Annotated in this window: 21 protein-coding genes and 1 rRNA gene; 14 read left to right on the top strand and 8 right to left on the bottom strand. The window is 43.7% G+C overall.

Annotated elements, in window-relative coordinates; all coding sequences use genetic code 11:
• The 4 genes from rrf to FTV18_RS13980 form a co-directional block, all read left to right on the top strand.
• Positions 1-110 (top strand): 5S ribosomal RNA (gene rrf, locus FTV18_RS13965); the annotation flags it as partial.
• 148 nt (positions 111-258) lie between these two features.
• A complete protein-coding gene (locus FTV18_RS13970; protein WP_180018523.1) occupies positions 259-1473 on the top strand; it encodes an MFS transporter in 1215 nt (404 codons plus the stop codon).
• Positions 1474-1616: 143 nt separating this feature from the next.
• Positions 1617-4007 carry a YgiQ family radical SAM protein gene (locus FTV18_RS13975; protein ID WP_180018541.1) on the top strand — a complete coding sequence of 797 codons (2391 nt, stop codon included), beginning with the start codon at positions 1617-1619 and terminating at the stop codon, positions 4005-4007.
• A 398-nt stretch (positions 4008-4405) separates the two neighbouring features.
• Positions 4406-4954 (top strand): DUF2726 domain-containing protein, encoded by a 549-nt coding sequence (locus tag FTV18_RS13980; RefSeq protein WP_159123936.1) that lies wholly within the window; start codon positions 4406-4408, stop codon positions 4952-4954.
• A gap of 80 nt (positions 4955-5034) precedes the next feature.
• Here the strand turns inward: FTV18_RS13980 and FTV18_RS13985 are convergent, their stop codons facing one another.
• The 5 genes from FTV18_RS13985 to mdtD all read right to left on the bottom strand — a co-directional run bounded on the left by FTV18_RS13985 (position 5035) and on the right by mdtD (position 10340).
• On the bottom strand, positions 5035-5391 hold the full coding sequence (locus tag FTV18_RS13985; RefSeq protein ID WP_005233436.1) for a RidA family protein: 357 nt from the start codon (positions 5389-5391) through the stop codon (positions 5035-5037).
• A 4-nt stretch (positions 5392-5395) separates the two neighbouring features.
• Complete coding sequence (gene shiA, locus FTV18_RS13990; RefSeq protein WP_180018525.1) at positions 5396-6691, bottom strand: shikimate transporter; 1296 nt, start codon at positions 6689-6691, stop codon at positions 5396-5398.
• A 222-nt stretch (positions 6692-6913) separates the two neighbouring features.
• Positions 6914-7969, bottom strand: coding sequence for a DNA polymerase IV (gene dinB, locus FTV18_RS13995; RefSeq protein WP_180018527.1), 1056 nt, complete (start codon positions 7967-7969; stop codon positions 6914-6916).
• 143 nt (positions 7970-8112) lie between these two features.
• Complete coding sequence (locus FTV18_RS14000) at positions 8113-8898, bottom strand: GH25 family lysozyme (protein ID WP_180018529.1); 786 nt, start codon at positions 8896-8898, stop codon at positions 8113-8115.
• Positions 8899-8948: 50 nt separating this feature from the next.
• Positions 8949-10340 (bottom strand): multidrug transporter subunit MdtD, encoded by a 1392-nt coding sequence (gene mdtD / locus FTV18_RS14005; protein WP_179992221.1) that lies wholly within the window; start codon positions 10338-10340, stop codon positions 8949-8951.
• A 350-nt stretch (positions 10341-10690) separates the two neighbouring features.
• Here mdtD and FTV18_RS14010 point away from each other — a divergent pair, with 350 nt between their 5' ends.
• Complete coding sequence (locus FTV18_RS14010; RefSeq protein WP_180018531.1) at positions 10691-11656, top strand: hypothetical protein; 966 nt, start codon at positions 10691-10693, stop codon at positions 11654-11656.
• Between the two features lie 89 nt (positions 11657-11745).
• Here the strand turns inward: FTV18_RS14010 and FTV18_RS14015 are convergent, their stop codons facing one another.
• Complete coding sequence (locus FTV18_RS14015; RefSeq protein ID WP_034703864.1) at positions 11746-12366, bottom strand: TIGR00730 family Rossman fold protein; 621 nt, start codon at positions 12364-12366, stop codon at positions 11746-11748.
• 323 nt (positions 12367-12689) lie between these two features.
• Here FTV18_RS14015 and FTV18_RS14020 point away from each other — a divergent pair, with 323 nt between their 5' ends.
• From FTV18_RS14020 to FTV18_RS14045, 6 genes are all read left to right on the top strand, one after another.
• Positions 12690-14270 carry a TerC family protein gene (locus tag FTV18_RS14020; RefSeq protein WP_104426943.1) on the top strand — a complete coding sequence of 527 codons (1581 nt, stop codon included), beginning with the start codon at positions 12690-12692 and terminating at the stop codon, positions 14268-14270.
• A gap of 75 nt (positions 14271-14345) precedes the next feature.
• Positions 14346-14810, top strand: a complete 465-nt coding sequence (locus FTV18_RS14025) for a YchJ family protein (protein WP_180018533.1) — start codon at positions 14346-14348, stop codon at positions 14808-14810.
• Positions 14811-14871: 61 nt separating this feature from the next.
• On the top strand, positions 14872-15516 hold the full coding sequence (locus FTV18_RS14030) for a trimeric intracellular cation channel family protein (RefSeq protein ID WP_034169794.1): 645 nt from the start codon (positions 14872-14874) through the stop codon (positions 15514-15516).
• 131 nt (positions 15517-15647) lie between these two features.
• Positions 15648-16967: an MFS transporter gene (locus FTV18_RS14035; RefSeq protein WP_159123944.1), complete on the top strand. Its 1320-nt coding sequence runs from the start codon at positions 15648-15650 to the stop codon at positions 16965-16967.
• A gap of 163 nt (positions 16968-17130) precedes the next feature.
• Entirely contained in the window at positions 17131-19350 is a 2220-nt protein-coding gene (gene parC / locus FTV18_RS14040; protein ID WP_180018535.1) for a DNA topoisomerase IV subunit A, read from the top strand.
• 150 nt (positions 19351-19500) lie between these two features.
• Positions 19501-21177, top strand: a complete 1677-nt coding sequence (locus tag FTV18_RS14045; protein ID WP_180011317.1) for a long-chain-fatty-acid--CoA ligase — start codon at positions 19501-19503, stop codon at positions 21175-21177.
• 35 nt (positions 21178-21212) lie between these two features.
• On the opposite strand, the gene FTV18_RS14050 is transcribed toward FTV18_RS14045, so the two are convergent.
• A complete protein-coding gene (locus tag FTV18_RS14050; protein WP_034703874.1) occupies positions 21213-21599 on the bottom strand; it encodes a hypothetical protein in 387 nt (128 codons plus the stop codon).
• Between the two features lie 100 nt (positions 21600-21699).
• Here FTV18_RS14050 and FTV18_RS14055 point away from each other — a divergent pair, with 100 nt between their 5' ends.
• Both FTV18_RS14055 and ppa read left to right on the top strand, forming a co-directional pair.
• On the top strand, positions 21700-22098 hold the full coding sequence (locus FTV18_RS14055; RefSeq protein ID WP_004787362.1) for an MAPEG family protein: 399 nt from the start codon (positions 21700-21702) through the stop codon (positions 22096-22098).
• Between the two features lie 120 nt (positions 22099-22218).
• On the top strand, positions 22219-22755 hold the full coding sequence (gene ppa / locus FTV18_RS14060) for an inorganic diphosphatase (protein ID WP_005233448.1): 537 nt from the start codon (positions 22219-22221) through the stop codon (positions 22753-22755).
• Between the two features lie 100 nt (positions 22756-22855).
• Here ppa and FTV18_RS14065 read toward each other — a convergent pair whose 3' ends face one another.
• The gene (locus tag FTV18_RS14065; RefSeq protein WP_180018537.1) at positions 22856-24154 is read right to left on the bottom strand and encodes an OprD family outer membrane porin; all 1299 of its coding nucleotides are present in this window, start codon (positions 24152-24154) and stop codon (positions 22856-22858) included.
• Between the two features lie 867 nt (positions 24155-25021).
• Between FTV18_RS14065 and FTV18_RS14070 the strand changes: the two genes are divergently transcribed.
• Positions 25022-25750 carry a TorF family putative porin gene (locus FTV18_RS14070; protein WP_180018539.1) on the top strand — a complete coding sequence of 243 codons (729 nt, stop codon included), beginning with the start codon at positions 25022-25024 and terminating at the stop codon, positions 25748-25750.
• Positions 25751-25908 lie beyond the last annotated feature (158 nt).

Here is a 25908-nt window from a genome sequence, read left to right on the forward strand (position 1 = left end):
CGACCATAGCAAGAGTGAACCACCTGATCCCTTCCCGAACTCAGAAGTGAAACCTCTTAGCGCTGATGGTAGTGTGGGGTCTCCCATGTGAGAGTAAGTCATCGCCAGCTCATTATTCCAAAAGCCCTCTGCTCATGCAGGGGGCTTTTTTTTATGTGTGGGGTTTAAGAAAATTAATTATTCGATGGTTATTTAAACTGAATCATCACATAAAAGGCGAATTGAGAGGCGTATACTGAGCAGGTTCATGGAGCGGATATGTCCTCAAATTCATCTTCAACCCATATCGCATATGGTTCATCTGCTTTTAAAGCTATTTTATTCTCCTTATTTCTGGCGGGTTTCGCGATTTTTTCATCGCTGTATTGTGTCCAGCCGATGATGCCGATTCTGGCGGATTATTTTCATATCTCTCCAACACAAAGCAGTTTTCCACTTTCCTTCTCTACCATTGCCTTGGCTATTGGCTTGATCTTTACTGGTCTGATTTCAGACCGTTTTGGCCGTAAGCCGATAATGGTCTGGTCGTTATTTTCAGTTTCAGTCTTACTGTTACTCAGTGCTTTACTGCCAATCTGGTCGATATTTCTAGCCACACGAGTACTGATTGGTTTAACGGTCAGTGGTGTGGCAGCCGTGGCGATGACTTATATTGGAGAGGAAGTGGTAGAGCAGGATGTGGGCTTTGCCATGGGGCTGTATATTTCCGGAACTGCGATTGGGGGCATGAGCGGACGGTTGATCGCAGGGACATTGGTTGATTTTATTTCTTGGCAATCTGCGACTCTGATCATTGGGTTACTGAACCTATGTATCGCTATAACCTTCTATTTTCTATTACCTAAGTCCAGACACTTTCAGGCTTATCCAATTCAATTCAGTCGTTTTATCAGAGCATTTCAGCAGAATCTGAGTGATCCTAAATTAAGAATTCTGTTTTTACAGGGCTTTATCCTGATGGGGGGATTTGTCTCGGTATTTAACTATCTGAGTTATCGTTTGATTCAAGCGCCATTTGAATTGTCTCATGTCTGGATTGGTCTGATTTCGATTACTTATCTGGCCGGAATTTATAGCTCGCCACGAGCCGCAGCTTGGAGCAGGAAGTTTGGGCGTTATAAGGTACTTGCCGCCATGCTTTGTACCATGCTGTTTGGCTTAGCCTTAATGCTCATTAATAGCTTGGCTTTGGTTTTTATTGGTTTGCTGATTTTTACCTTTTCCTTTTTTGCGGCTCATTCAACTGCTAGTAGCTGGGTATCGGTGCAATCCTTACAGTATCGTGCGGTAGGTTCGTCCCTTTATTTGTTCTGTTACTACCTGGGTTCAAGCTTACTTGGAAGTTCGAGTGGACTGGTCTGGGAAAATTCCGGATGGTTAGGACTAAGTATATTTATTGCTATTATTTTAGGATTGGGTTTATGGATGGCACAGCGTTTAAAACCTATAAATGATTCTTCAAAATCAGGATGAGTATATATTCCTAATAAAGGGCTTAAAGCTAATTTTGTATAAATTATAATCAAGCAACCTAAGCCGAATTCATGCTAAAATACTCGGCTTTCATCTTTGATCACTTTTCTGATCTTCCATCTGCCAGCCGAGAATTGCTAGCCATGTCTACTGCTTATACCGCTCAGACTGCGCCTAAAGCGTTGTTTGATTACGACAAATATTGGGCGTCATGTTTTGAACCCGCGCCTTTTTTGCCGATGTCACGCGAGGAAATGGACCAACTCGGTTGGGACAGTTGTGACTTTATTTTTGTCTGCGGTGATGCCTATATTGACCACCCGTCATTTGTGACCGGGATCATTGGACGTGTGCTCGAAGCACAAGGTTTCCGCGTGGGGATTATTGCCCAGCCGGACTGGACTAATGTAGAAGCCTTCCGTGTACTCGGTAAGCCGAATATTGCCTGGGGCGTTTCTGCCGGTAATATGGACTCGATGATTAACCGTTATACGGCGGATCGTAAGATTCGTTCAGATGATGCTTATTCTCCAGATAACCAGCCGAATAAACGTCCAGACCGCGCAGCAACCGTCTATTGCCAACGTTGTCGTGAAGCTTTCCCGGATGTGCCGGTATTACTCGGTGGTATTGAAGGTTCATTGCGTCGTATCGCGCATTATGATTACTGGTCAGATAAAGTTCGTCGTTCGATTCTGATGGATTCTAAAGCAGATCTGTTGATGTACGGTAATGGCGAACGCTCGATCATTGAAATCATGCATCGCCTGGCTAAAGGTGAAAAGATTCATCAGATTACCGATGTCCGTGGTACTGCATTCATTATTAATAAACATAACCGAGCTGCGAAAGCCCAGTTTGTCGAAATTGCATCCAATGATGTCGACACCATTGGCCGTGTCGATCCGATCATCAACCCGTATGTGATGAGCGAAGATATTGATGGCTGTGAAATTGAAAAAGATAAAGGCAACAGCTTAAGCCAATACCAGAATTTCCAGAAAGAAGTCGTAGCCAATCCAATCGTGCGTGAAGGGGATGATTTAGATCCAGATACGCAAATCGTGCAGCTACAACCGGTATCTAAAGCGATTAAACATAAATTACCACCACGTGAATTAGCAGTGATTCGTTTGCCTTCTTTTGAAGAAGTCGCGAATGATCCTGTGCTGTATGCGCATGCGAACCGTATTCTACATCTGGAAACTAATCCAGGGAACGCGCGTGCTTTGGTACAAAAACATGGTGAACGTGATGTGTGGATCAATCCACCACCGATTCCATTAACTACCGAAGAAATGGATTATGTGTTCGACCTGCCTTATGCACGTCTGCCGCATCCATCCTATGGTAATGCACGCTTTCCGGCCTTTGACATGATCAAGTTCTCGGTGAACATCATGCGTGGCTGTTTCGGTGGCTGTACTTTCTGTTCGATCACCGAGCATGAAGGCCGTATCATCCAGAACCGTTCTGAAGAATCAATCCTGCGTGAAGTAGAAAAAATTCGTGATACCGCACCCGGCTTTACCGGCATTATCTCGGATTTAGGTGGCCCAACAGCCAACATGTACCGTTTGGCATGTAAAGATCCTGAGATTGAGAAGAATTGTCGTAAGCCCTCTTGTGTGTTCCCGGGTGTGTGTCAAAATCTGCATACCGACCATGCACCGTTGACTCAGTTGTATCGTAAGGCACGTGCTTTACCGGGTATTAAAAAGATTCTGATCGGTTCTGGTCTGCGTTATGACCTTGCCGTATTGAACCCGGAATATGTCAGAGAGCTGGTCACCCATCATGTGGGTGGTTATCTGAAGATTGCACCAGAGCATACCGAGAAAGGTCCATTATCCAAGATGATGAAACCGGGGATCGGGACGTATGACCGCTTCAAGCAGATGTTTGACCGTTTCAGTAAAGAAGCCGGTAAGGAACAGTATCTGATTCCTTATTTCATCGCGGCGCATCCGGGTACCACCGATTACGACATGATGAATTTGGCTATCTGGTTGAAAAAGAATGGCTTCCGTGCCGATCAGGTACAAACCTTCTATCCATCACCAATGGCCACTGCAACCACCATGTACTACACCGGTAAAAACCCGCTGGCGAAAGTCGCGCGTTATACTGAAGATGTGGACATCGTGAAAGGTGAGAAACGTCGTCGTCTGCATAAAGCCTTCTTGCGTTATCATGATCCAAACAACTGGCCTTTATTGCGTGAAGCTTTAAAGGAAATGGGGCGTCAGGATCTGATTGGTAACTCGAAACAGCATCTGATTCCAACCTATCAACCTGCTGGTACAGATGGGCAATACCAGTCTGCACGTAAGAAGAATTCGACTGTAGCGGGTGATTCACAGAAACGTACTGCTAACCCAGGTAATCGTGGTCAGGCTCAAAATAACCGTCCGAAAAAAGGCCAGATTCTGACCCAGCATACTGGTCTGCCGCCACGTGAAACCGGTGATGCGAAAAAGCCATTCGGCGGCCCTAAACCGAAAGGAAAATCAAGGCCAAAATCACGTGCTTGATTAAGCTGATAAAAAAGACACTTCGGTGTCTTTTTTTGTGTTCAGATATGATTGACGCAGCTTTCGGGGTCTCAATTAAAATGTAAAATATTTTATTTTTAGTCGATTTAAATTTTTGAAAAATGATATAAAAATAAAACTTTGTCGGAATTGTCTTACAGTTCAACCGATTTATATTGCGATCTATCAGGAGACTATTTTACAGTCGCGTATAAGGATTTAACCCTAATTTCTATTGAAATAGCAAAAAGCGGTTTTTAAGTAACTGGCAATCAAGTTTTGCTAAGAATTGTATTGGTCTCTACACAGAATGGTAGCAGGGCAATTTTAAAAATAGTATGGGTTTATACTGGATAACAATAAAACAAGAATGATTATAAGAATGCAAGGATTGAGTCATGACCACCTATATGATTATAGGGAGTTTCTTGGTGTTCTGTGTCGTGCTCATGGCATGGAAGCAGCTAAGGAATAGCCCAAAACCACAAGACAGCGCCTTAAAACAGCGCGCTATTTTTAATCCAAATGAACAACTGACGTTTACACGCCTGAAAGAAGTATTGCCTGATTATATTGTACTGGCCCATGTTTCTTATGATGCACTACTTACCACCAAATTTGGTCGTACCCGGCACAAGTATCGTGATCTGATTGCAGATTTTGTGATTCTGGATCAGCAATATCAGATTGTTACCATTGTAGCCGTCGATGATCCGGTGATTTTAAAACGTCCGCAGCAGGCGCAATTTCAGGATGCTTTGTTGACTATGGCCGGTTATCGGGTCATTCGCTATGAAGATGTACCAGAATACTATCAGTTACGAGGAGATTTCCTGCGTGAGCAGGAGCATTCCAGTAAAGACCAGAGATTTACCGCTGTGAATGATCTCAAAAAATATCATCTCTATTCAGATCTGGAACGACGTAAAGTCAAAGCATTAAACTGATAGAACCTAAACGAAAAAAGTATGCCAAGTGCATACTTTTTTCTATTTTACATGAGTAGCAATTAGGCCTGAATAGAAGTCTATTCAGGTTTGACGGCTACGACAGTCAGTTCCACTAACACGCGTGGATCATACAGTTTAGCTTCGACACAGGTGCGGGGTAGGGCTTGAATATCCGATACCCAGGCATCCCAGACTTCATTAAACGCTGCATAATCTTTTTCAATATCTTTGAGATAAATCGTCACAGACATGATCTGGCTTTTATCGGTACCGGCATCCGCCAGGAACTGGTCGATAATATCCAGTGTCTGCTGAGTTTGACCTTTGATATCTAGATCCAGGTCTGTCGCCAACTGGCCGGCAAGATGAACCAGATTGCCGGCAATGGCGATCTCAGAAAAGCGTTGTGAAACATGCAAACGTTGAACAGACATCAGCTTAATCCTTGGTTTTTGGCATCAAGGCTGCGACTAATGCAGTCAATAGGCAGCCTATCGCAAGATAGATGGCTACATAATGCCATGAACCATCACCCCAAATCACTAAGGAGGCTGCAATCATTGGGGTAAAACCACCACCAATAATACTGGCGACCTGATAACCGACTCCGGCACCGCTATAGCGATATTCCGTACCAAATAGCGAGGTAAAAATCGGTTGATGCACGCTGACCACCATGTCATGCGCGACATTGGCCAGTAGAATGGCGCCAACAATAATCATCCAGGTATTTTGTGCATCCAGTGCCATAAAAAACGGAAAGGCAGACAGTGCACCGATCAGACCACCCCAGACGCACATGGTTTTATGCTGGATTTTATCCGATAGCCAGGCAAAGAAAGGAATACTGAAACAGCTGATCGCACCGACCATCAGGGTGATATTCAGGAAGAACTGTTTGTCCATGCCCAGATTATTGGTGGAATAGTTTAGGGCAAAGTTGGTGACCAGATACATGGTCAGCAGTTCGGTCAAACGTAAGGCAATAATATAAAAGAAAGCTTTAGGATGTTTGCTGATGGCCTGCAAGATTGGCAGTTTTTCTGGATGATGATCTGCCTTAATCACTTTCTCTACGAATTCTTGAGATTCATCCTGATCACGGCGAATCCACATCGCAATCCCGATCAGCACGATACTGGCAATAAACGGAATGCGCCAAGCCCATTCAGCAAAAGCCTCTTCACCCAGTGTTGCAATAATAACGGATACCGCACCCGTTGCCAGTACCAGACCTACGCCATAGCCGACCTGAACACCACTGCTATAAAAGGCTTTTTTGCCTTTAGGGGCATTTTCCACCGCCATCAGGGCAGCACCACCCCATTCACCACCGACTGCAAAGCCTTGAATGGCACGCAGGGTCACCAGTAAAACCGGTGCCCACCAGCCAATGGCTTCGAAATTAGGTAAAAAACCAATCCCGACGGTGGAAATCCCCATCAGGACCACAGTCAGAACCAGCATTTTCTTGCGGCCAAGCTTGTCGCCGAAATGACCAAATACCACACCGCCTAGAGGACGAAACAGAAAGCCAACACCAAAGGTCGCTAAAGCCGCCAAAGTGCCCATATTGGCACCAATGCTTGGGAAAAACTGGTCTTTAAAAATTAAGGCTGCAACAATGCCGTAAAGGAGAAAATCATACCAATCGACAACAGCACCAACAAAACTGGATAACGCCGCTTTACGCGCGCGTCGTTCTTGAATAGCAGAAGAATTTACAGAGGACATGCAGGGAGGGATTCCATGAGATACATCAGAGTTGCCCTGTAATATTCGGATTTGATCGTCACGCCAATCACAGGACAGTATGCTGAAAGTAAAGGTGATTTTCAGCATCTCAGCACATACATGGATAATGCATTGCGCAGATAGAGTACTCCAAAAATTCAAAATGTAAAAACAAAGTTGCCGTATTTTTAAACTAACGTCTAATACTTGTACAAAATAGGCCTAAAGCAGCAGCAATTGCGTTTCTGTTTCACGTGCAGCGAGCTGATAGACGCCAAGCCCAATCAGCCGAAACTGCAGTTGAGGAGTAATATGCATCTCTTGAAGCAATAAGTGTAAAGCCTGCTCCAGTTCTTGCGGGCTACGCAGCAGCTGGCTGAAGCTTTTACTATGCTGCATGGTCTGAAAATTTTTCATTCTCAGTTTTACAGTAACCCCGCGGGCAGAGAGCTGTTTTTTTTCCAGACTCTGCCAGAGCTGGGCAATTAATGGCTGCCAGTAAGGCTGGCATTGCGGTAAATACAGATCATCATCGAAAGTCGTTTCCTTGGAAATCTGCTGGCGTTCCCGTTCAGCTTCGACTGGCCGATCATCAATGCCTTGAGCATAGAGAAACAGGCGCCGTCCATATTTGCCAAAATGCTGAATCAGGATCGCTTCTTCAATCTGCTGTAAATCTCCCAAGGTTTCCAGATTCAGACTTTTTAGTTTTTCTTGGGTGACTTTGCCCACACCGGGAATTTTCTTCAGTGGAAGATCCTGAATAAAACGCTGCACCTGTGAAGGTTTGAGGACACAGATTCCATTCGGCTTATGCCAGTCAGAGGCGATTTTAGCGAGAAATTTATTCGGCGCCACGCCAGCAGAAGCGGTTAGTCCAGTAGTTTGAAAAATATCTTCACGAATGCGCATTGCCACTTCAGTGGCACTCGGAATTTGCTGCAAATTTTCGGTGACATCCAGATAAGCTTCATCCAGAGACAACGGTTCGATGACCTTGGTATAAGTTTGAAATATTTGATGAATCTGACCAGAGACCTGACGGTATTTGGCAAAATCTGGTTCAATCACGATGACCTGAGGGCAGAGCTTACGTGCTTGAGTCATCGGCATGGCAGAGCGCAGTCCGAATTCGCGGGCCGGATAGGAGGCAGCCGCGACCACTGCCCGCGGATGATACGAGGCAATCACCACAGGCAGAGCGTTCAGCTCCGGACGTTCACGCAGCTCGACCGAGGCGTAGAAGGCATCCATATCGATATGAATAATTTTGCGCATATCCAGTATCTTAAGTGGCTTTAGCTGGATTGGAAAGAGACCGGATTGACAAGTAAACAGGCTAAAGCATTATTCAAGACGAAGCATATCCTGCCTAAATAATTCAATATCCATTTCATGGTTGAATCAGGGAGAAATTGAGTTTATTTCTTGGCCGGAGGCTGGGACTGATCTGGGGTGGGAATACTGTTCTGCTGTAAAAATTTGATCCAGTCCTGCTCCGAGCCATAAAACACATTCAGGTCCACAGTACGGGCAATGCCGGGAATTTCACCCTGACTGGTATGCTGCCAGAAGGTCCATTTAGGCTGACCCTTTAAATCTGGCAAACCTTGGTACTCACGTACCCAGAGCGGTACGTCAGCAAACTCTCCCGCCAGCACGATGTTATAAAAAGATTTGGACACATAGAAGATCGGCTGCTTGCCATAATGGTGTTTTAAGGCATCATGCATGATCCGGATTTCCTTGAGCATCTGCTCTTTGGAATAGTGATTGATGCATTTGCTGTCATATTCCAGATCCATTACGGGTGGCAGGGCATCACTTTTACGCGGAACCGACTCTATAAAATTCTGAGCCTGAATGCTGCCATCACGGCAAAGCCGGTAAAAATGATAAGCACCGACCAGAAAGCCCTGTTCGCGGGCCTGCAGCCAGTATTCCTGAAACTTGGTATCTTTAAAATCACCGCCTTCTGTGGATTTTAAATAGACAAATTTATATTTCTGTTTTGGGATTTTCTTCCAGTCTATTTCTTTCTGATGATGGGAAACATCAAAACCATGAATCGGATAATCTGCTGCATGCGCTGATGGCTGTTTGAAAACCAGCAGATAAAGCACAGTGGTTACCACAAGCGTAATCAGCAGCCCGACTGCAATCACTGAGTATTTTTTCCAGTTGCTAGAAGTAGGAGCTGCTTTCATGTGCACGGTGGCCTAATCTAGAGATATTCATATCGAGTTTATATTCTGCCCTAGACTGGTGTGTTTTTGGGGATATGCCAGAAAATATAGGCAGCAATAATGTTAATACAGCCTAGACAGAGCAGCGAAACGTGGAAGGCATTATCCAGCTGCTCAGGGCCGAAGTAGGCACTAAACATATTCACTAGCGTACCTGCCAGTGCCACCCCGATACTCATTGACAGCATCATGATCATCGACAGAAAACTGTTACCACTGCTGGCATCCTGCTGGCTTAAATCTTTTAAAGTCAGCGTATTCATCGAGACAAATTGCAGGGAATTCAGAATCCCGAACACAAAGAAATGAATGGCTCTTAGCCAGATAGGGGTTTCCGCCGTAGTCAAGGCAAAACTGGCAATACATAGACCGACCAGCAAGGTGTTGATCAACAAGACTCTACGATAACCGAAACGCTGAATGATTTTGCGGATAATCGGTTTAGATGCTAAAGAACCGAGTACGGTTGGAATCATCAGTAAACCAGTAATAAAAGGTTCAAAACCAAAAGCGACCTGCAACATTAAAGGCAATAAAAACGGAATCGAGTTACCGCCGAGCCGGGCAAAGAAATTACCCAGAATGCCAATCGAATAGATCTTATTTTTAAATAATTTACTGCGAAATAGTGCATTCAGATGAGTATGCGAATGGTAGGCGTAGATGAGTGAGGCAATCAGACCACTTCCGACCAGACTTAAGCTCCACCATAGTGGATATTGTGGATTGGCAAAGTTTTCAATCCCTAGACACAAGCCGATCATTGCGATGACCAGTAGAATAAAACCGCCAAAATCAAAACGCTGTACCGTCGGTTCGGTAATATTGGGCATAGCTTTAAAGGTAATCAATGCACCCAGCAGACCAATCGGCAGATTGATCAGGAAAATCCAGTGCCAGGACAGGTATTCCACCATCCAGCCACCTAAGGTTGGACCGATTAAAGGACCCATTAGTCCGGCCAGACTCATCAGACTCATAGCGGATAGAAACTGGGTACGAGGAATAATTTTCAGCATGGCCAGTCGTCCGACTGGAAGCAGCAAAGCACCTCCAATGCCCTGAAATACCCGATAAACCAGTAGTTCATTCAGATTCTCAGACCAGGCACAGCCGAGTGAGGCCAGAGCAAAAATAATGATCGCTGCAAAATAGATATTCCGAACCCCAAAGCGATCTGCCAGCCAGCCACTTAAGGGAATGCAGGCTGCCACAGAAAGCACATAGGCCACCACCACACTATGCATCCGTAACGGATCTTCCTGCAGGTTACTGGCAATCGCAGGCAAGGCGGTATTGATAATCGTGGTATCCAGGCCTTGCATGAAAAAGCCAATCGATACCAGCAAGACCAGCAGTCTGAATTCAGGTTGTAGGGATTGATGCGTAGGAGTGACATTCATGGATTTAAAAAATCATCTATTTTGAATAGTTTAAAGAATTCTATGCAGCAGTGTGACTGAAATAAAAACGATTGTGAATAGGAGTCGTGTAGACAAAATGCTAATGAATTCACAGCCTGATTTCAGTTGTTGAATGGGAAAGGTAGAAGATATATTCCTGCACCTTGATCAGCGCTAGCTGATGCAGAGTCATAAATGCATCATCTGTGAAGTACTTCAAGCTTTTTTAAGGAGCAGGCTACAAAAAAATATGACGGAAATGTCATGAAAATGAAATAAAACCGTCATAATCTGGGGCAAACTTCCAGAACTGCTGTACTGGGAACTGTCTAGTAAAAGGTTTTGTACTTATGACCATCGAGATTCTGATGGTAGTTGGCTTCTGTCTGGCCGCCTATTCCATCGTGGGGAATGATGTTCCGCAAACATTAGGAACATTTATTTCATCGAACTCACATCGCCCATGGTGGGTACTCTGGATTTACATCAGTACTATTCTGGTTGTGGTGTTAATTTATGGCTGGTTTGCTTCTGGAGTAGGGGATGCCTCTTATGGACGTTTGGAAACCATTCCTTTTCCTGAGGATGGGGTTACCTGGCTATATGTAGTACCGCCTCTTTTACTGATCATTTTGACCAAATATGGTATTCCGGTGAGTACTACTTTCTTGGTGCTCACGATCTTCTCCCCGAGCAGTCTGGGTTCCATGCTGACCAAGTCAATGATGGGTTACGCCGTCGCTTTCTTTGTGGCGATTGTGATCTATCGTCTGGTCATGAAAAAACTCGCGGTCTATTTCAGTGAAACCCGTGATCAGCAACACTCCCCAATGTGGATGGCCTTGCAATGGCTATCTACGGCATTTCTGTGGAGCCAGTGGCTGATCCAGGATCTGGCTAATATCTTTGTTTATGTGCCGCGTCAGGTGCCGTTTGAGTTCCTGATCTTTGCAATTTCTGTCTTTGTCATCCTGCTGGGCATGATTCTTTACCAGCGTGGTGGAGCTATCCAGAATATTGTTGATACCAAGACCGGGGTGACGGATGTCCGTTCTGCTACGATTATCGACTTTATTTATGCATTGATTCTGCTGGTGTTCAAAGAGTGGAGTAACATCCCGATGAGTACCACTTGGGTATTCCTGGGGTTACTGGCCGGTCGTGAATTTGCGATTTCGATGCTGGTGACCGAAGTCAACAAGCACCGTACTTCACGGAATGTCAGCAAAGATGCCATGAAACTGATGTTTGGTCTAGCCATTAGTGTGTTTCTGGCGACGACTTTGCCTTGGTTCTATTACACGATTTCCGGTTAATGGCTTTGCATGTATAAATGAAAAAAGCGAGCATCAAGCTCGCTTTTTTATGGCTTTAAATCATTGCTATTTAAAGCAGACAAGAAAATTTAAACGACGAAACGTTGCGGAGCATCCAGATTCAGCAAGGTGGTATAAATCTGATCTGCATGTTCACAGATAATCAGTTTAGCCCGATGTTGGGGCGGCAAGAAGCCTTCCTGCACCGCAAGATCAAGCTGGGCAATCAGGGGATTATAAAAGCCATTGACGTTATACAGCATCATCGGTTTTTGATGCTGGTTCAGCTGACCCCAGGTCGCAATTTCCAGAATTTCTTCAAAGGTTCCCAATCCACCCGGCAAGGCGACAAAGGCACAGGCCCGGTCTGCCATCATGGCCTTACGCTGATGCATGCTGGTGACGATATGCAGTTCTGTGAGTTGAGGATGGGCAATCTCATAATCCAGCATAAATTCCGGAATCACGCCCACCGCTTCACCACCATGCTGAATCATGGTGTCTGCCACCTGGCCCATCAGACCAATACTGGCGCCGCCATAGACCAGACCAAAACCATGTTCGGCCAGACCTTGTGACAGTTGAATCGCTTTTTCCAGATAAATCGGTTTGTTGCCGGCACGAGAGCCACAATATAAAGCTACTAGCGGGCGTGTTGTTTTTGGGGAGTTATCATTAAAATAATCGGTCATTTCCATTACACTTTGCATTTATTTTTTTCACCTTATCATTTTTTTATCTACTTACTATAACTTAGTTAACAAATATGACAATTCCATGAGCAGACCTCATTTTAGGACAAAATCTTTCATTCAAATTCATCCATAATCCCGGATGAAAACAGGTGAATTTCATGCTGTTCTTGATATACTGAAAGTCTGTCTTACTACAATAGAACTCACATGGGTAGTCGAAGTTGGCGCTTTAATTCAGTAAAACGTCACATTATCAAGTCTTTAATTCAAGTCGGGTATCAACCTGTATCTCATCATGCAAATACTTGCTTTTCTCCTCGGTTAGAGGAGCAGATGCAATGATTTTTGAATGGATGTCAGATCCCTCTGCCTGGATTGGCTTACTCACACTGATTGTTCTTGAAATTGTACTCGGGATCGATAACCTGGTCTTTATTGCAATTCTGGCGGAAAAGCTTCCACCCGAACAGCGTAATGCAGCGCGTATTACCGGTCTGGGCTTGGCGCTGTTAATGCGACTGGTGTTGCTGGCATCGATTGCCTGGGTCGTAACGCTTACTGAACCGCTATTCCATATCTTTGAGCATCCATTTTCAGGACGCGACCTGATCTTATTATTCGGTGGTGTATTCCTGCTGTTTAAAGGCACTATGGAGCTGCATGAGCGTCTGGAAGCCAAACCTGTGACCAAGGAAGAAAATCCGGTTCAGGCGGTGTTCTGGATGGTGATTGTGCAGATCGTGGTACTGGACGCCGTGTTCTCGCTCGACAGCGTGATTACTGCGGTTGGTATGGTCAAAGATCTGTCTGTGATGATGATCGCCGTGATTATTGCGGTCGGTATCATGTTGTGGGCCTCTAAAGCCCTCATGGATTTCGTCAACAAGCACCCGACAGTAGTGATTCTCTGTCTGGGCTTCCTGATGATGATTGGTTTCTCGCTGGTGGTTGAAGGCTTCGGTTTCCATATTCCAAAAGGCTATCTGTATGCCGCGATTGGTTTCTCGGTGATTGTCGAGTTCATTAACCAGACCATGAAACGCAATCAGGAAAAAATGGTGACGACAACTGATATGCGTTACCGTACTGCGTCTGCCGTAATGCGTATGCTGGGCGGTAAACCGGCTCAGGACAATGATTCTTCTGAACCGGAAGATGTACTGGCGACTCGTGCCTTTGCTGATGAAGTCTTTGATGACGACGAAAGTGGAGTCTACCATAGCGTTATGGTGCAGGGCGTACTTGGCCTGTCAGAACGTCCGGTGAAATCGGTGATGACACCGCGTCCTGAACTGGAATGGATTGATCTGGAAGATGATCATGCCAGCATCAAAGAGCAGTTATTGCATATGAGCCATTCACGCCTGATTGTGGCGCGTGGTGAACTGGACAATATTGCCGGTGTGGTATTGACCCATAAAGTCCTGAATGAATACATCGAAACAGGTATTCTGGACTTCGAAAAACATCTGCGTGAACCTGTGATTGTGCATGAAAATGCTCAGGTCTTGATGGTCATGGATCAGTTGCGTCAGGCACCGCTACAAATGGCACTGGTATTGAATGAATATGGTTCAATTGAAGGGGTGGCGACACCGATTGATGTGCTGGAAGCGATTGCCGGTGAATTCCCGGATGAAGACCAGCTAGAAGCAGCTGTAGAAAGTCTGGAAGATGGCAGCCTGATTCTGGATGGTTCGACCGATATTCGCCACGTGTCACTGCTTCTGGATCGTGATCTGGTCAATGAAACTGAAGAATATTCGACATTGTCGGGTTATATTCTGTTCCATCTGGGGCGCTTGCCAGAAAATGGCGAAAAGCTCGAAGCAGATGATTATATCTTTGAGGTGGTCACGATGGACGGCCACAAGATTGATAAGGTGCATATCATTGCCCCAGCGAACCGGAAAGACTAGTTCAGCGCCCGAAGGACGAAGCTAAAAGTTTGCTAAAATAGCCCGCACTGTCGGGCTATTTTTTATGGAATTGAGATGTCAGAAGCATGTCCATGTGGACGAGGTGAATACGCAAGCTGTTGCCAGCCACTACATCAGGGCCAGCAATTGGCTCAAAACGCCGAGCAATTAATGCGCTCGCGGTATAGTGCCTTTGCCAAGCATGAAATTGATTATATCCAGCAGACTACCGCCCGTGGACAGCAGCAGGCTTTGGACACGCCAGCCATTGCTGAATGGAGTAGGACCAATCAATGGCTGAAGCTGGAAATCGTGCAAGCCAATGAAAAACTGGACAAGACCCATGCGCTGGTCGAGTTCAAAGCATATTATCACGATGGCAAGCAGGCCCAGATTCATCATGAAATTTCACATTTTGTGAAGTTCGAGAATCGCTGGTACTTTCTGGATCCAACGACAGATCAACAGTTTACAATGAAACAGCCGTGCATCTGTGGCTCCGGGAAAAAATTTAAGCAATGTTGTGCGCATTTTTTATAATTTTCACATAGATTTAGCTTAGAATAGCCGCCATCTCATAGCCTCAGGTGGAAGCAGGGCGATGTTACTGACCGTCATCTATATTATTGCAATTACCGCTGAAGCCATGACCGGAGCCTTGTCTGCCGGTCGGCGTAGTATGGACTGGTTTGGGGTCACGATTATTGCCTGTGTTACGGCGCTCGGTGGTGGTTCGGTACGTGATGTACTACTTGGCCATTATCCTTTGACCTGGGTCAAACACCCGGAATATCTGGTGCTGACTTGCTGTGCCGCCTTTGTCACCATCCTGATTGCCAAATGGATGCGCCATTTACGCAATATCTTCCTGGTACTGGATGCCTTGGGCCTGATTGGCTTTACCATCATTGGCTGCCAGATTGCGCTGGAAATGGGGCATGGTTTTGTAGTCAGTGCGGTCGCCGGGGTTCTGACCGGAGTATCGGGCGGTATTTTACGTGACATTTTATGTAATGATGTGCCTTTAGTCTTCCGCCGTGAACTGTATGCCAGTATTTCCTTTGTTGCAGTCATCTTCTACTGGCTCTGCAGCAATTTCGGTCTGTCACTCGAACTGACCATTATTTCCACCCTGATTTTTGGCTTTAGTTTGCGTTTGATTGCGATCTATTTCGGTCTGGAAATGCCGAAGTTTATCTATAAGGATGATGACGAACAGTCCGCTTCATCCAAAGACGAATCTTGATATGAATTATGGTAACTGCGGGAGGGAAAACTTCCCGCAGGCGTACGTATTCGTAGTATAAAAAAATAAAAAATCAAACCTCCTGTTGGGACAGCAGCACCTCCCGTTTCACCTGATCAGAGATTTTTGTTATGGATTTAGTTTCTCGGATACAGCGCTTGCCGATCGGCAAGTTCCACTACACTCTTTTATGGGTGATTGGTCTTGGCTGGATGTTTGATGCCATGGATACGGGATTGATTTCCTTTATTCTGGCGAAAATGGCTGAAGACTGGCAGATGACCGCTGACCAGAAAAGCTGGGTGGTTTCGATCGGTTTTATCGGTATGGCGATTGGAGCGATTTTCTCAGGTGGACTGGCAGATCGCTGGGGACGTAAAACGGTATTTGCCAGTACGCTGGTGATTTATAGTCTGGCGACTGCTGCCTGTGCCTTTGCGCCGAATCTGACCTGGTTACTGGTATTTCGTTTTATTGTCGGTCTGGGATTAGGGGGTCAGTTGCCGGTTGCGGTGACACTGGTCAGTGAATATATCCCGGCACGGGTACGTGGTCGTTTCATTGTGCTGCTGGAAAGTTTCTGGGGCTTGGGCTGGCTGGTGGCTGCGCTGGTTTCGCGTTTTGTGATTCCTGATTTTGGTTGGCAAGCTGCATTCATGATTGGCGGGATACCGGCACTGTATGCCATCGTAATCTGGAAACTGGTGCCTGAGTCGGTGCCGTATCTGATCAATCGTGGCCGGGTAGATGAAGCGCAAGCTCTGGTCAAAAAGATTGAGCGCAAATGCGGCGTCGAAGTCATGGAAATCTTTGAAGTTAAACCCGTGGCTGCCAAGCAGAATATCTCGTTTATCCAGCTCTGGAGTGGTATTTTTGCCCGCCGCACCTTGATGCTGTGGCTAATCTGGTTTGGGATCGTTTTCTCCTACTATGGTATTTTTACCTGGTTACCAAGCCTTCTGGTCAAGGAAGGCTATACCATCGTGCAGTCTTTTGAATATGTCCTGGTTATGATTCTAGCGCAATTGCCAGGTTATATTGCGGCAGCATGGCTAGTCGAAAAACTCGGTCGTAAGGCGACTCTGGCTGGATTTATCGGCATGTGTGCGATTTCAGCCTATTTCTTTGGCCAGTCCGGTAGTGTCACTGAAATTGTGATCTGGGGCTGTCTGATGTCCTTCTTTAATCTGGGAGCATGGGGTGTTCTCTATACTTATACCCCAGAACAGTATCCAACCAATATTCGTGCTTTCGGCTCAGGCTGGGCGGGTGCAATTGGCCGTATTGGCGGGATTGCTGCACCTTTTGCCGTAACCCATTTGATGGGGATGCCAAACGGTTTCAGTTATGTCTTTACCATGTTTACTGCGGTATTAATCGCAGTAGCTGTGGTCATTTTAGTCCTGGGTGAAGAGACCAAGGGCAAGACGCTAGAGTCCATGGGTTTATAAGGTTGGTGATTTTTTAGTTGCTCAGCTGCTATAAAGTGGATATTTTTAGCCCATAAGACACGATTTGTCGCGCTGTGTAGTTTACTGCCCTTGTGCAGCCCACAGCCGCGACTTAGCATAAGAAACATTGATACAAAAACGAATTTTAGGATTATAGGTTGTTATGACAAGCCTTGCGCATCATGCGACAGAAAACCGTTCCGTAGCCGAATTTACCGAACAAGCTTATTTAAATTATGCCATGTACGTGATTATGGATCGTGCATTGCCACATATTAGTGACGGTTTGAAACCGGTACAGCGCCGTATTGTCTATGCCATGAGTGAGCTGGGTCTTAAATGGACCAGCAAACCGAAAAAATCGGCACGTACTGTGGGGGATGTACTGGGTAAATACCATCCACATGGTGACTTGGCCTGTTATGAAGCCATGGTCCTGATGGCGCAGCCATTCAGTTATCGCTATCCGTTTATTGAAGGACAGGGCAACTGGGGTTCACCTGATGATCCGAAGTCTTTCGCGGCAATGCGTTATACCGAAGCCAAACTGTCGCAATATAGCGAACTGCTTTTATCCGAACTAGGACAGGGTACCTGTGACTGGCAGGATAACTTTGATGGTTCGATGAAAGAACCGATTAACTTACCGGCACGTGTTCCGAATATCCTGTTAAATGGTACCACCGGGATTGCTGTGGGGATGGCGACTGATATTCCACCGCACAACTTGCGCGAAGTGGTAAAAGGTACTATCGCTCTGATCCGTAATCCGAACCTGACCGATGCTAAAATGGCAGAATACATTCCGGGACCGGATTTACCGACCAAAGCGGAAATCATTACGCCACCATCAGAGCTGCTTAAAATCCAGACGACAGGTCGTGGCAGCTATCGCATGCGTGCGGTATACACTATTGATAAAAATGAAATTGTGATTACCGAATTGCCATATCAGGTATCAGGTTCAAAAATCATCAGCCAGATTGCAGATCAAATGCAGGCGAAAAAACTGCCATTGGTCACTGATGTTCGTGATGAATCGGATCATGAGAATCCAACACGTTTAGTGGTGGTATTGCGTTCGAACCGTATTGATGCTGAAGCGGTAATGAGCCATCTGTTCGCGACTACAGATCTCGAATCTAGCTATCGCGTCAATATGAACATGATTGGCGCGGATGGCCGTCCACAGGTGAAATCGATTCGTCGTATTCTGCTGGAATGGATCGAAATCCGAAAAACCACCGTCACTCGCCGTCTGCAATATCATCTGAACAAGATCGAAAAACGCCTGCATATTCTCGGCGGTTTGATCATTGCCTACTTGAATATTGATGAAGTAATTCGGATTATTCGTGAGGAAGATCAGCCTAAACCAGTGTTGATGGAACGTTTTGGCATTGATGAGATTCAGGCCGAAGCTATTTTAGAACTCAAACTGCGTCATCTGGCCAAGCTCGAAGAAATGGAACTGCGCCGCGAACAGGAAGAGCTGGAAGCTAAGGCTGCCGTGATTCGTGAGCAGCTGGCTAATCCTGAGTCTTTAAAAACCTTGATCATCAATGAACTAAAAGAAGATGCAAAGAAATTTGGGGATGATCGCCGTTCTCCAATCGTACAACGTGCCGAAGCCGCTGCAATTGATGAAACTGAAATGCTGCCAGCGGATCCGGTTACAGTGGTATTGTCTGAAGCGGGCTGGATTCGCTGTGCCAAAGGGCATGAAGTGGATGCTGAAAATCTGAATTTCCGTGCGGGCGATCAATACCTTAGTCATGCCCAAGGTAAGTCTAATCAACGCGTCTATGTATTAGATGATAGTGGCCGTAGCTATGGCTTGCCAATCAATAGCCTGCCATCGGCACGAGGACTCGGTGAACCGTTGAGTTCAAAACTGTCTCCGGCAAGTGGAGTTGGTTTCAAGCAGGTATTGGTGGCTGAAGATGATGCAGAAATCCTGGCAGTCAGCAGCAAAGGTTATGGATTTAAAACCCAAGCCAAGCAGTTGGATACCAATGCCAAAGCTGGTAAGGCTTTCCTGAATCTATCTGAAGGTGCACAGGTCATGAACCTGCAACCACTGGAAGATGCAACTCATGTTGCACTACTCAGTTCAGCTGGCCGTCTGCTGGTTGTTGATCTGTCGGAATTACCTGTACTTAATAAAGGTAAAGGTAATAAATTGATACAACTTGAAGATAAAGATCAAATTTTATCCATGACAATATTGAAACTTGATGAAATAATTCAAGTGCTTGCAGGACAGCAACAATTAAAACTCAAAGGGGATGACCTGCAAAAATATATTGGGAAACGAGGCTCTAAAGGAACCCTGTTACCACGTGGATATCAAAAAGCAAATAAACTGTTGATTCAAAGATAATACTAGCATCCATGAATCGAAATACGTTATATATGAGTAACGATTCGACAAATGGATGCAATGTTGCACATATACAAGTCTAAAAAATGACGTGCAGCATTGAAAAAAACAGTTGAACTACTAAGGATTATGATTGGAGAGATTGGCATTATGGAAAAAATTTGGTTCGCTGAATACCAAAAAACAGGGATTCCAGAAACTGTAGAATTACCAGCAGAAAATACATCTCTGGTTGATATTTTTGAACGCAATTTCCAAAAATTTGGCTCACGTGACGCCTTTATCTTTATGGATAAGACTTTAACGTTCAATGAGTTGGAAGAAGCTAGTCGTAAATTCGCAGCATATTTACAAAGTTTGGGTCTGGCAAAAGGCACACGTGTTGCCGTAATGATGCCAAACGTTCTTCAGTATCCGGTCGTAGCATTGGGGGTGTTCCGCGCTGGTTTAGTACTGGTGAATGTAAATCCACTGTATACATCACGTGAGCTTGAGCATCAGTTAAAAGATTCTGGCGCTGAAGTTCTGGTCATTATTGAGAATTTTGCAAGCGTTTATCAGTCAATTATTGGCAAAACACCTGTGAAGCACGTCGTGGTTGCTTCTGTGGGTGACATGCTGGGTGCTTTAAAAGGTACTTTGGTGAACTTCGTATTGCGTTCAGTACGTAAGCAGATTCCGGCATGGGATATTCCTGGTCACATCAAGTTCAATGCTGCATTAAACAAAGTAAATCCAAGCAACTATAAACGCCCTGAATTGACTTTAAGTGATACTGCGGTACTTCAGTACACAGGTGGTACTACTGGTGTTTCTAAAGGTGCTGAACTGACCCATCGTAACCTGGTTGCTAACCTGTTGCAGTGTGACGGTATCTTCCAAAGCAAATTCGGTGCGCAAGATGGCCAGCCAGATGACCGTATTTTCTGTGCTTTACCGCTTTATCACATCTTTGCTTTCATGGTCTGTGCACTTTACGGCATGTATAAAGGTCAGGCCAACGTTCTGATTCCTAACCCGCGTGACCTACCTGCGGTGATGAAAGAATTACGTAAATACCAGCCAACATTTTTCCCTGCTGTGAACACACTGTTTAATGCGCTTGTAAACAATGAAGAATTCAAGCAACTGGATCATAGCCGTTTAAAAATGGCGATGGGCGGTGGTATGGCGGTTCTGCCTTCTACTGCAGAAGCTTGGAAGAAAATTACCGGCACTAACATCATTGAAGGTTATGGCCTGTCTGAAACTTCTCCAGTAGCAACTGCAAACCCACCAGCATCTGAAGAATTCAGCGGTACGATTGGTATTCCGTTGCCTTCAACTGAAGTTGCTATTCTGGATGATGACGGTAATGAAGTTGCACTCGGTGAGCAGGGTGAAATCTCAATCCGTGGTCCTCAAGTCATGAAAGGCTATTGGAACCGTCCGGATGAAACCGATAAAGTGATGGTGAATGGCTTCTTCCGTACTGGTGATATCGGTGTTATGGATTCACGTGGTTATATCAAAATCGTTGACCGTAAGAAAGACATGATTCTGGTCTCTGGCTTCAACGTTTATCCTTCTGAAATTGAAGAAGTTGTTGCGAAACATCCAAAAGTTCTGGAAGTGGCTGCAATTGGTGTACCAGATGAAAAATCAGGTGAAGTGCCAAAACTGTTTGTGGTGAAGAAAGACCCTTCATTGACGACTGAAGAAGTTCTGGCATTTGCGAAAGAAAATCTGACCGGTTATAAACGTCCACGTTATGTTGAATTTATGGATGAATTACCGAAATCTAACGTAGGCAAAATCCTGCGTAAAGACCTACGTAAGACTGCATAAATCTTGCAATAAAAAAGCGCCTAAGGGCGCTTTTTTTAATTCTCTTTTTTCATTAGCCAGCGGTCGAAGTAAGGACGTCCTACACCGATCACACCCAAAAAAATAAACATGGTACCAAACTGGCGGTTAAATCCTCTCAAATTAAAACTGCCATAACTGAGAATATTATCTATCAGGCAATAAATGATGATTGCGACCACCCAGTGCCAGATCGGCATGCGTTTGATGCCCACGGCATAGAAGGCAATCCATAAGATGGCAAAGGTAAAGAGGGGAGACCAGATATTCATATTGGCACAAATGACCGCTATCAGAAATGCCACAATCGGCAATACGATTTTTAATACGCGATCCACTTGACGTTGATGCTGGCGCTGTTTCTCGAGGACATCGAACATTTCATTTTGATCAGGGCTGACCATAGTGAATCCTTAACCATTTATAAAAACACTCTATTTAACAAAATTTATTCACGAAACGCCATGCTATGATAGACATAAAAATTCTCAAGAGAAAAATCAGATGCATAGCATTAGTGGGGTTATCTATCTCATTTTGGCAGCTTGTCTTTTACCTTATGTTTTTACCTTGATTGCGAAAAAATCGGCAGGGTTTCGTGCAAAAGACAATCAGAATCCGCGGGCATTTTTAGAAAAGTCTACAGGCTTGGCCAGTCGTGCCAATGCCGCCCAGCAAAATAGCTTTGAAAGCTTACCGCTCTTTATCGCCTCGATTCTGATGGCAGAATATATGGTCGTGTCGCAAAGTCTGGTGATGACCTTTGGGATTGCCTATCTGGTTTTTCGGGTCATCTATGGGATCTGTTATCTGGCGAACTGGTCGACCTTACGTTCAATTGTCTGGCTGTTATCCTTATTATGTCCAATAACCTTACTGCTGTTAATTATCAAAATCTCTTAAGCCAAAAATAAAGCAGGTCGAGATATTTACAGTTCGATATTTTAAAATCAAAAAAAATCTGTAAAAACCGTTATAATTATCGCGGTTTTTAAAAGATATAACTTGTTAAAGAGTGATGCTATGAGCTACAGCAATATCCCAGCGGGTAAAGATGCGCCAAACGACATCTATGTCATTATCGAAATTCCTGCAAATGCAGCACCAATCAAATATGAAATCGATAAAGATTCTGATGCATTATTTGTAGACCGTTTCATGGGTACAGCAATGTTCTACCCAGCAAACTATGGTTATGTACCAAATACACTTTCTCTAGATGGCGACCCTCTAGACGTATTGGTGGTAACTCCACATCCAGTAGAGCCAGGTTCAGTTATTCGTTGCCGTCCTGTGGGTAAACTGAACATGGAAGATGACGGTGGTGTTGATGCGAAACTGGTTGCAGTTCCACACGACAAACTGACTCCGATCTACAAAGATGTTCAAGAATATACTGATCTTCCTCCATTACTGATCAGCCAAATCGAACACTTCTTCCAGCACTACAAAGACTTGGAACCAGGTAAATGGGTTAAGTTAAGTGGTTGGGAAGGTGCTGATGTTGCGAAACAAGAAGTACTTAGCTCAATTGCAGCTTATGCAGAAGCAAATAAATAATTCATTTGCTTTTCAGTTTAAGTCTTTAACTTTTTAAAGCTTATACAAAAAAACCTGCACAATGTGCAGGTTTTTTATTATGGCTTGAAATTCGGGTGAATTAGAATAATTTCACAGGAATATCTAACCAGATACGCCATTCGTTGGTGTCAGGCATATAGTAGTCATTTGCATAAGCAGCATCATTACGATAGTGAGAATAACGTAGACGCAGACTAGTATCCTTAGCAAAACCAGATTGAACGGTATATTTTACCTGATTGAAAAACTCTTGTTCTTTCGCGTTATTATCAGTCTCTGTGTCGATATCCCAGCCATATACAAAAGCTGAAGTCCAGTTCAGTCCAGGAATACCATATTTAGAAAAATCTAAATTGTATTGAAGTTGGGCTGATTTTTCGTCACGACCGTTAAAGTCTGAAAGATATGAGTTTGGCAAGTAGACACTTTGCACACCATCAGCATTTTCACCATATGCATAACCAGTGTTTCCAGTACTTTGTTGATAAGCCAACATAACACTATGAGCACCTTTATTATAAGTACTAGAAAGTGCCCAAATATTATTGCTACGATCAGATGAGTCTGATCCTAAGCGAGAAGATGATGCTGAAGCATCTTTATCCCACTCGGTATGATAACCACTGAAATCATGGGTTAAAGTACTATCATTCGCTAAAGCGTAGCTATAGTTTGCATTAATATAATGACGATCAAGTTTGTCCTTAACATCTACACCATAATATGAAGCATTTACGGCATCATTAAATTTATATTTTGCACCCCATACTACGGCACGATCCAGCTCAGCACCATCAGAGTTAATTTGGTTAGAAAGCTGATTTTCTGTGAATTTACCAGCAACTAAGTTTAAATTTTCAATTTCGTTACTTTGTACCAATAGACCAGTAAAGTATTCAGGCACTAGACGTGCAGTATTACTTGCAAGTACAGGAAGATCTAAAACTTGAGTACCATAAGTCGCTGTCGTATTTGACACACGAGCTTTCACATAAGCACCACCACGTGCCCAATGATCATAGGCGTCTTTAGTTCCATCAGCATTATTTTGAGGGTGGGTAGGAATCATACTGTTGCCTGTGTGACCATTTTCACCCAGTTTGATTGATGCATCCCCAATAATACCAGCACCAAAACCGACTGTACCCTTTGTGAAACCCGAATCTAATTTGACAATTGCTGTTTGAGCGAAAGAACTCGTATCACTATTTGGTGCAGTACCTTTATAGTCACGAGATAAATAACCAGTACGGAAAAGTACAGATCCTTCTGCGTCTTCTACAAAACCTTTAGACTCACTCTGCTCGCTAGCAAAAGCGGTTGAGATCAATGCAGCCTGAATCAAAACTGCCAATGTTAATTTTTTTGTGTTTTGCATTGGGAGAGAGCCTTATACAAATTGATGGAAATTTTTAGGAATTGTATAAGATTCGCTGAATAAATGTCATTTTTATTTACGATATTCCACTAAAGTCGAGGGATTTTTTTAATCTAAAGTGAATAATGGTAAGAGATCTAACAGTCTAAATCCTGACCATATAGTAAAAAAACAAATAAAAACAAAGATATTTTTTAAATCTAAATTCTCTGAAGGGTATGACTCATGAGTGCATCAATAATATTTAAAATTAAAATTCTTAGAATGAAAAAGTTGAGTGTTCAAAATCTTCATTTTCTGTATCAGACTCTTCATTAATAATTTCTTAAAAGTGAGAATTGATTATAAATTATTGAATTTTAATATATAAATATTTAATTTAAATATTTATAAATCCAAAAATGCGCATAGATTTCTGAATAATAAAAAGTCATTCCATGAGCATCACTTTTTCTTGCTTAGCACTATTTTGAACTTTTTAATCCAGAAATTTCTGAGTTTGAGCAAGAATCAAAAACTCGAATAGAGCAATCTGTTTCTTTACCTTTTATTTCTGCACCTTTTTTTAGCACAAAATTTAAGCAAAGCGAAAATAGATTCAAAATGGCGCAACTTGTAAATGATTATGTATAAGACCGACAAAAGAAAATAAATCTTTGAAAAAGGACCAATGTTAAAAATAATCTATCAAGGTACTTTTTTAAAAAAATTAAATATAATTTAAAAACAAAAACATAGATATTTATTTTATTTTTATTCATTAGATTTCAGTGGTTTTATTCCAGATTGGCATAGCTCTTGCAAATTTTGAACTTGAGTTTAATCAATATCATAAAAACGTCTCAGACGATCTGGGGGAGTCATACAATGAAATCAACATTAAAAGTATTATCTTTTGCTTTACTAGGTGCTGCATCTTCTTTCACTTTCGCGGATGAACCAGCTGCTGAACATTCAGTTTCTGGAAATATCAGTGTACTTTCAAGCTATAACCTGCGTGGGATTACCAACGCACCTGAAAATAGCGGAGCTACTTTACAAGGTGGGCTTGACTATAATCATGCCTCTGGCTTCTATGCTGGTTGGTGGGGTTCGACATTAGACTATGGTGATGATTTGCCCAATGCCTTTGAAAATGATTTTTATGCGGGCTATAACGGTTCAATCAATGAAGACTGGGGTTATACAGCGGGTTTAACTTATTATTACTATTATGATATTGGCAATACAGGCTCAAATGGTTTTGAAACCATGCTGGGTCTGACGTACAAAGATTTTGGTGTGACTGCTCAAACATTGCTTGAAGATCTTGATTGGGGTAATGCAGGGGATACTTATCTTAAAGGCACCTATAGCTATGCACTGCCAAAAGATTTTAGTCTGGATACTGCACTTGGCCTATATATTTATGCCAAAGATGGCGACATAAAAGGAACAGAAAACAGTTTCGGTTTCCGTCATTTCGATATCGGTCTAAGCAAGCCACTTGCTGATACAGGCATCACCGCCAGCATGAATTATATTTTTGGTGGTTATAACCGTTTTGAAGATAAACAGAAAAATAAAGTGGTATTAGGACTAGGCTACAGCTTCTAATCTTTGGGGTTTAAAAAAGGCGATCTCAGGTCCATTGCTGTCCCACAATTTTTCACAAGAGGAAGCTCAAATGAGCTTCCTCTTGTTTTATGGGTATTTTATCGGGTGAAAATAAAGCTTTTAAAGTTCTTCTTTCAAACAAATTCACTTGAATTATT

The sequence above is a fragment of the Acinetobacter sp. YH12241 genome, assembly GCF_013417535.1.
In the GTDB taxonomy this organism is placed as follows: Bacteria; Pseudomonadota; Gammaproteobacteria; order Pseudomonadales; family Moraxellaceae; genus Acinetobacter.

What these genes read in the sequence shown, in the direction of transcription:
- FTV18_RS14035 (WP_159123944.1), top strand. Translation starts at nt 15,648, where the DNA reads ATGGATTTAGTTTCTCGGATACAGCGCTTGCCGATCGGCAAGTTCCAC.
- FTV18_RS14050 (WP_034703874.1), bottom strand. Translation starts at nt 21,599, where the DNA reads ATGGTCAGCCCTGATCAAAATGAAATGTTCGATGTCCTCGAGAAACAG.
- FTV18_RS14070 (WP_180018539.1), top strand. Translation starts at nt 25,022, where the DNA reads ATGAAATCAACATTAAAAGTATTATCTTTTGCTTTACTAGGTGCTGCA.
- FTV18_RS14015 (WP_034703864.1), bottom strand. Translation starts at nt 12,366, where the DNA reads ATGCAAAGTGTAATGGAAATGACCGATTATTTTAATGATAACTCCCCA.
- FTV18_RS13970 (WP_180018523.1), top strand. Translation starts at nt 259, where the DNA reads ATGTCCTCAAATTCATCTTCAACCCATATCGCATATGGTTCATCTGCT.
- FTV18_RS14010 (WP_180018531.1), top strand. Translation starts at nt 10,691, where the DNA reads ATGACCATCGAGATTCTGATGGTAGTTGGCTTCTGTCTGGCCGCCTAT.
- FTV18_RS13985 (WP_005233436.1), bottom strand. Translation starts at nt 5,391, where the DNA reads ATGTCTGTTCAACGTTTGCATGTTTCACAACGCTTTTCTGAGATCGCC.
- FTV18_RS13975 (WP_180018541.1), top strand. Translation starts at nt 1,617, where the DNA reads ATGTCTACTGCTTATACCGCTCAGACTGCGCCTAAAGCGTTGTTTGAT.
- FTV18_RS14000 (WP_180018529.1), bottom strand. Translation starts at nt 8,898, where the DNA reads ATGAAAGCAGCTCCTACTTCTAGCAACTGGAAAAAATACTCAGTGATT.
- ppa (WP_005233448.1), top strand. Translation starts at nt 22,219, where the DNA reads ATGAGCTACAGCAATATCCCAGCGGGTAAAGATGCGCCAAACGACATC.
- FTV18_RS14030 (WP_034169794.1), top strand. Translation starts at nt 14,872, where the DNA reads ATGTTACTGACCGTCATCTATATTATTGCAATTACCGCTGAAGCCATG.
- FTV18_RS13980 (WP_159123936.1), top strand. Translation starts at nt 4,406, where the DNA reads ATGACCACCTATATGATTATAGGGAGTTTCTTGGTGTTCTGTGTCGTG.
- FTV18_RS14025 (WP_180018533.1), top strand. Translation starts at nt 14,346, where the DNA reads ATGTCAGAAGCATGTCCATGTGGACGAGGTGAATACGCAAGCTGTTGC.
- FTV18_RS14045 (WP_180011317.1), top strand. Translation starts at nt 19,501, where the DNA reads ATGGAAAAAATTTGGTTCGCTGAATACCAAAAAACAGGGATTCCAGAA.
- dinB (WP_180018527.1), bottom strand. Translation starts at nt 7,969, where the DNA reads ATGCGCAAAATTATTCATATCGATATGGATGCCTTCTACGCCTCGGTC.
- mdtD (WP_179992221.1), bottom strand. Translation starts at nt 10,340, where the DNA reads ATGAATGTCACTCCTACGCATCAATCCCTACAACCTGAATTCAGACTG.
- shiA (WP_180018525.1), bottom strand. Translation starts at nt 6,691, where the DNA reads ATGTCCTCTGTAAATTCTTCTGCTATTCAAGAACGACGCGCGCGTAAA.
- FTV18_RS14020 (WP_104426943.1), top strand. Translation starts at nt 12,690, where the DNA reads ATGATTTTTGAATGGATGTCAGATCCCTCTGCCTGGATTGGCTTACTC.
- FTV18_RS14055 (WP_004787362.1), top strand. Translation starts at nt 21,700, where the DNA reads ATGCATAGCATTAGTGGGGTTATCTATCTCATTTTGGCAGCTTGTCTT.
- parC (WP_180018535.1), top strand. Translation starts at nt 17,131, where the DNA reads ATGACAAGCCTTGCGCATCATGCGACAGAAAACCGTTCCGTAGCCGAA.
- FTV18_RS14065 (WP_180018537.1), bottom strand. Translation starts at nt 24,154, where the DNA reads ATGCAAAACACAAAAAAATTAACATTGGCAGTTTTGATTCAGGCTGCA.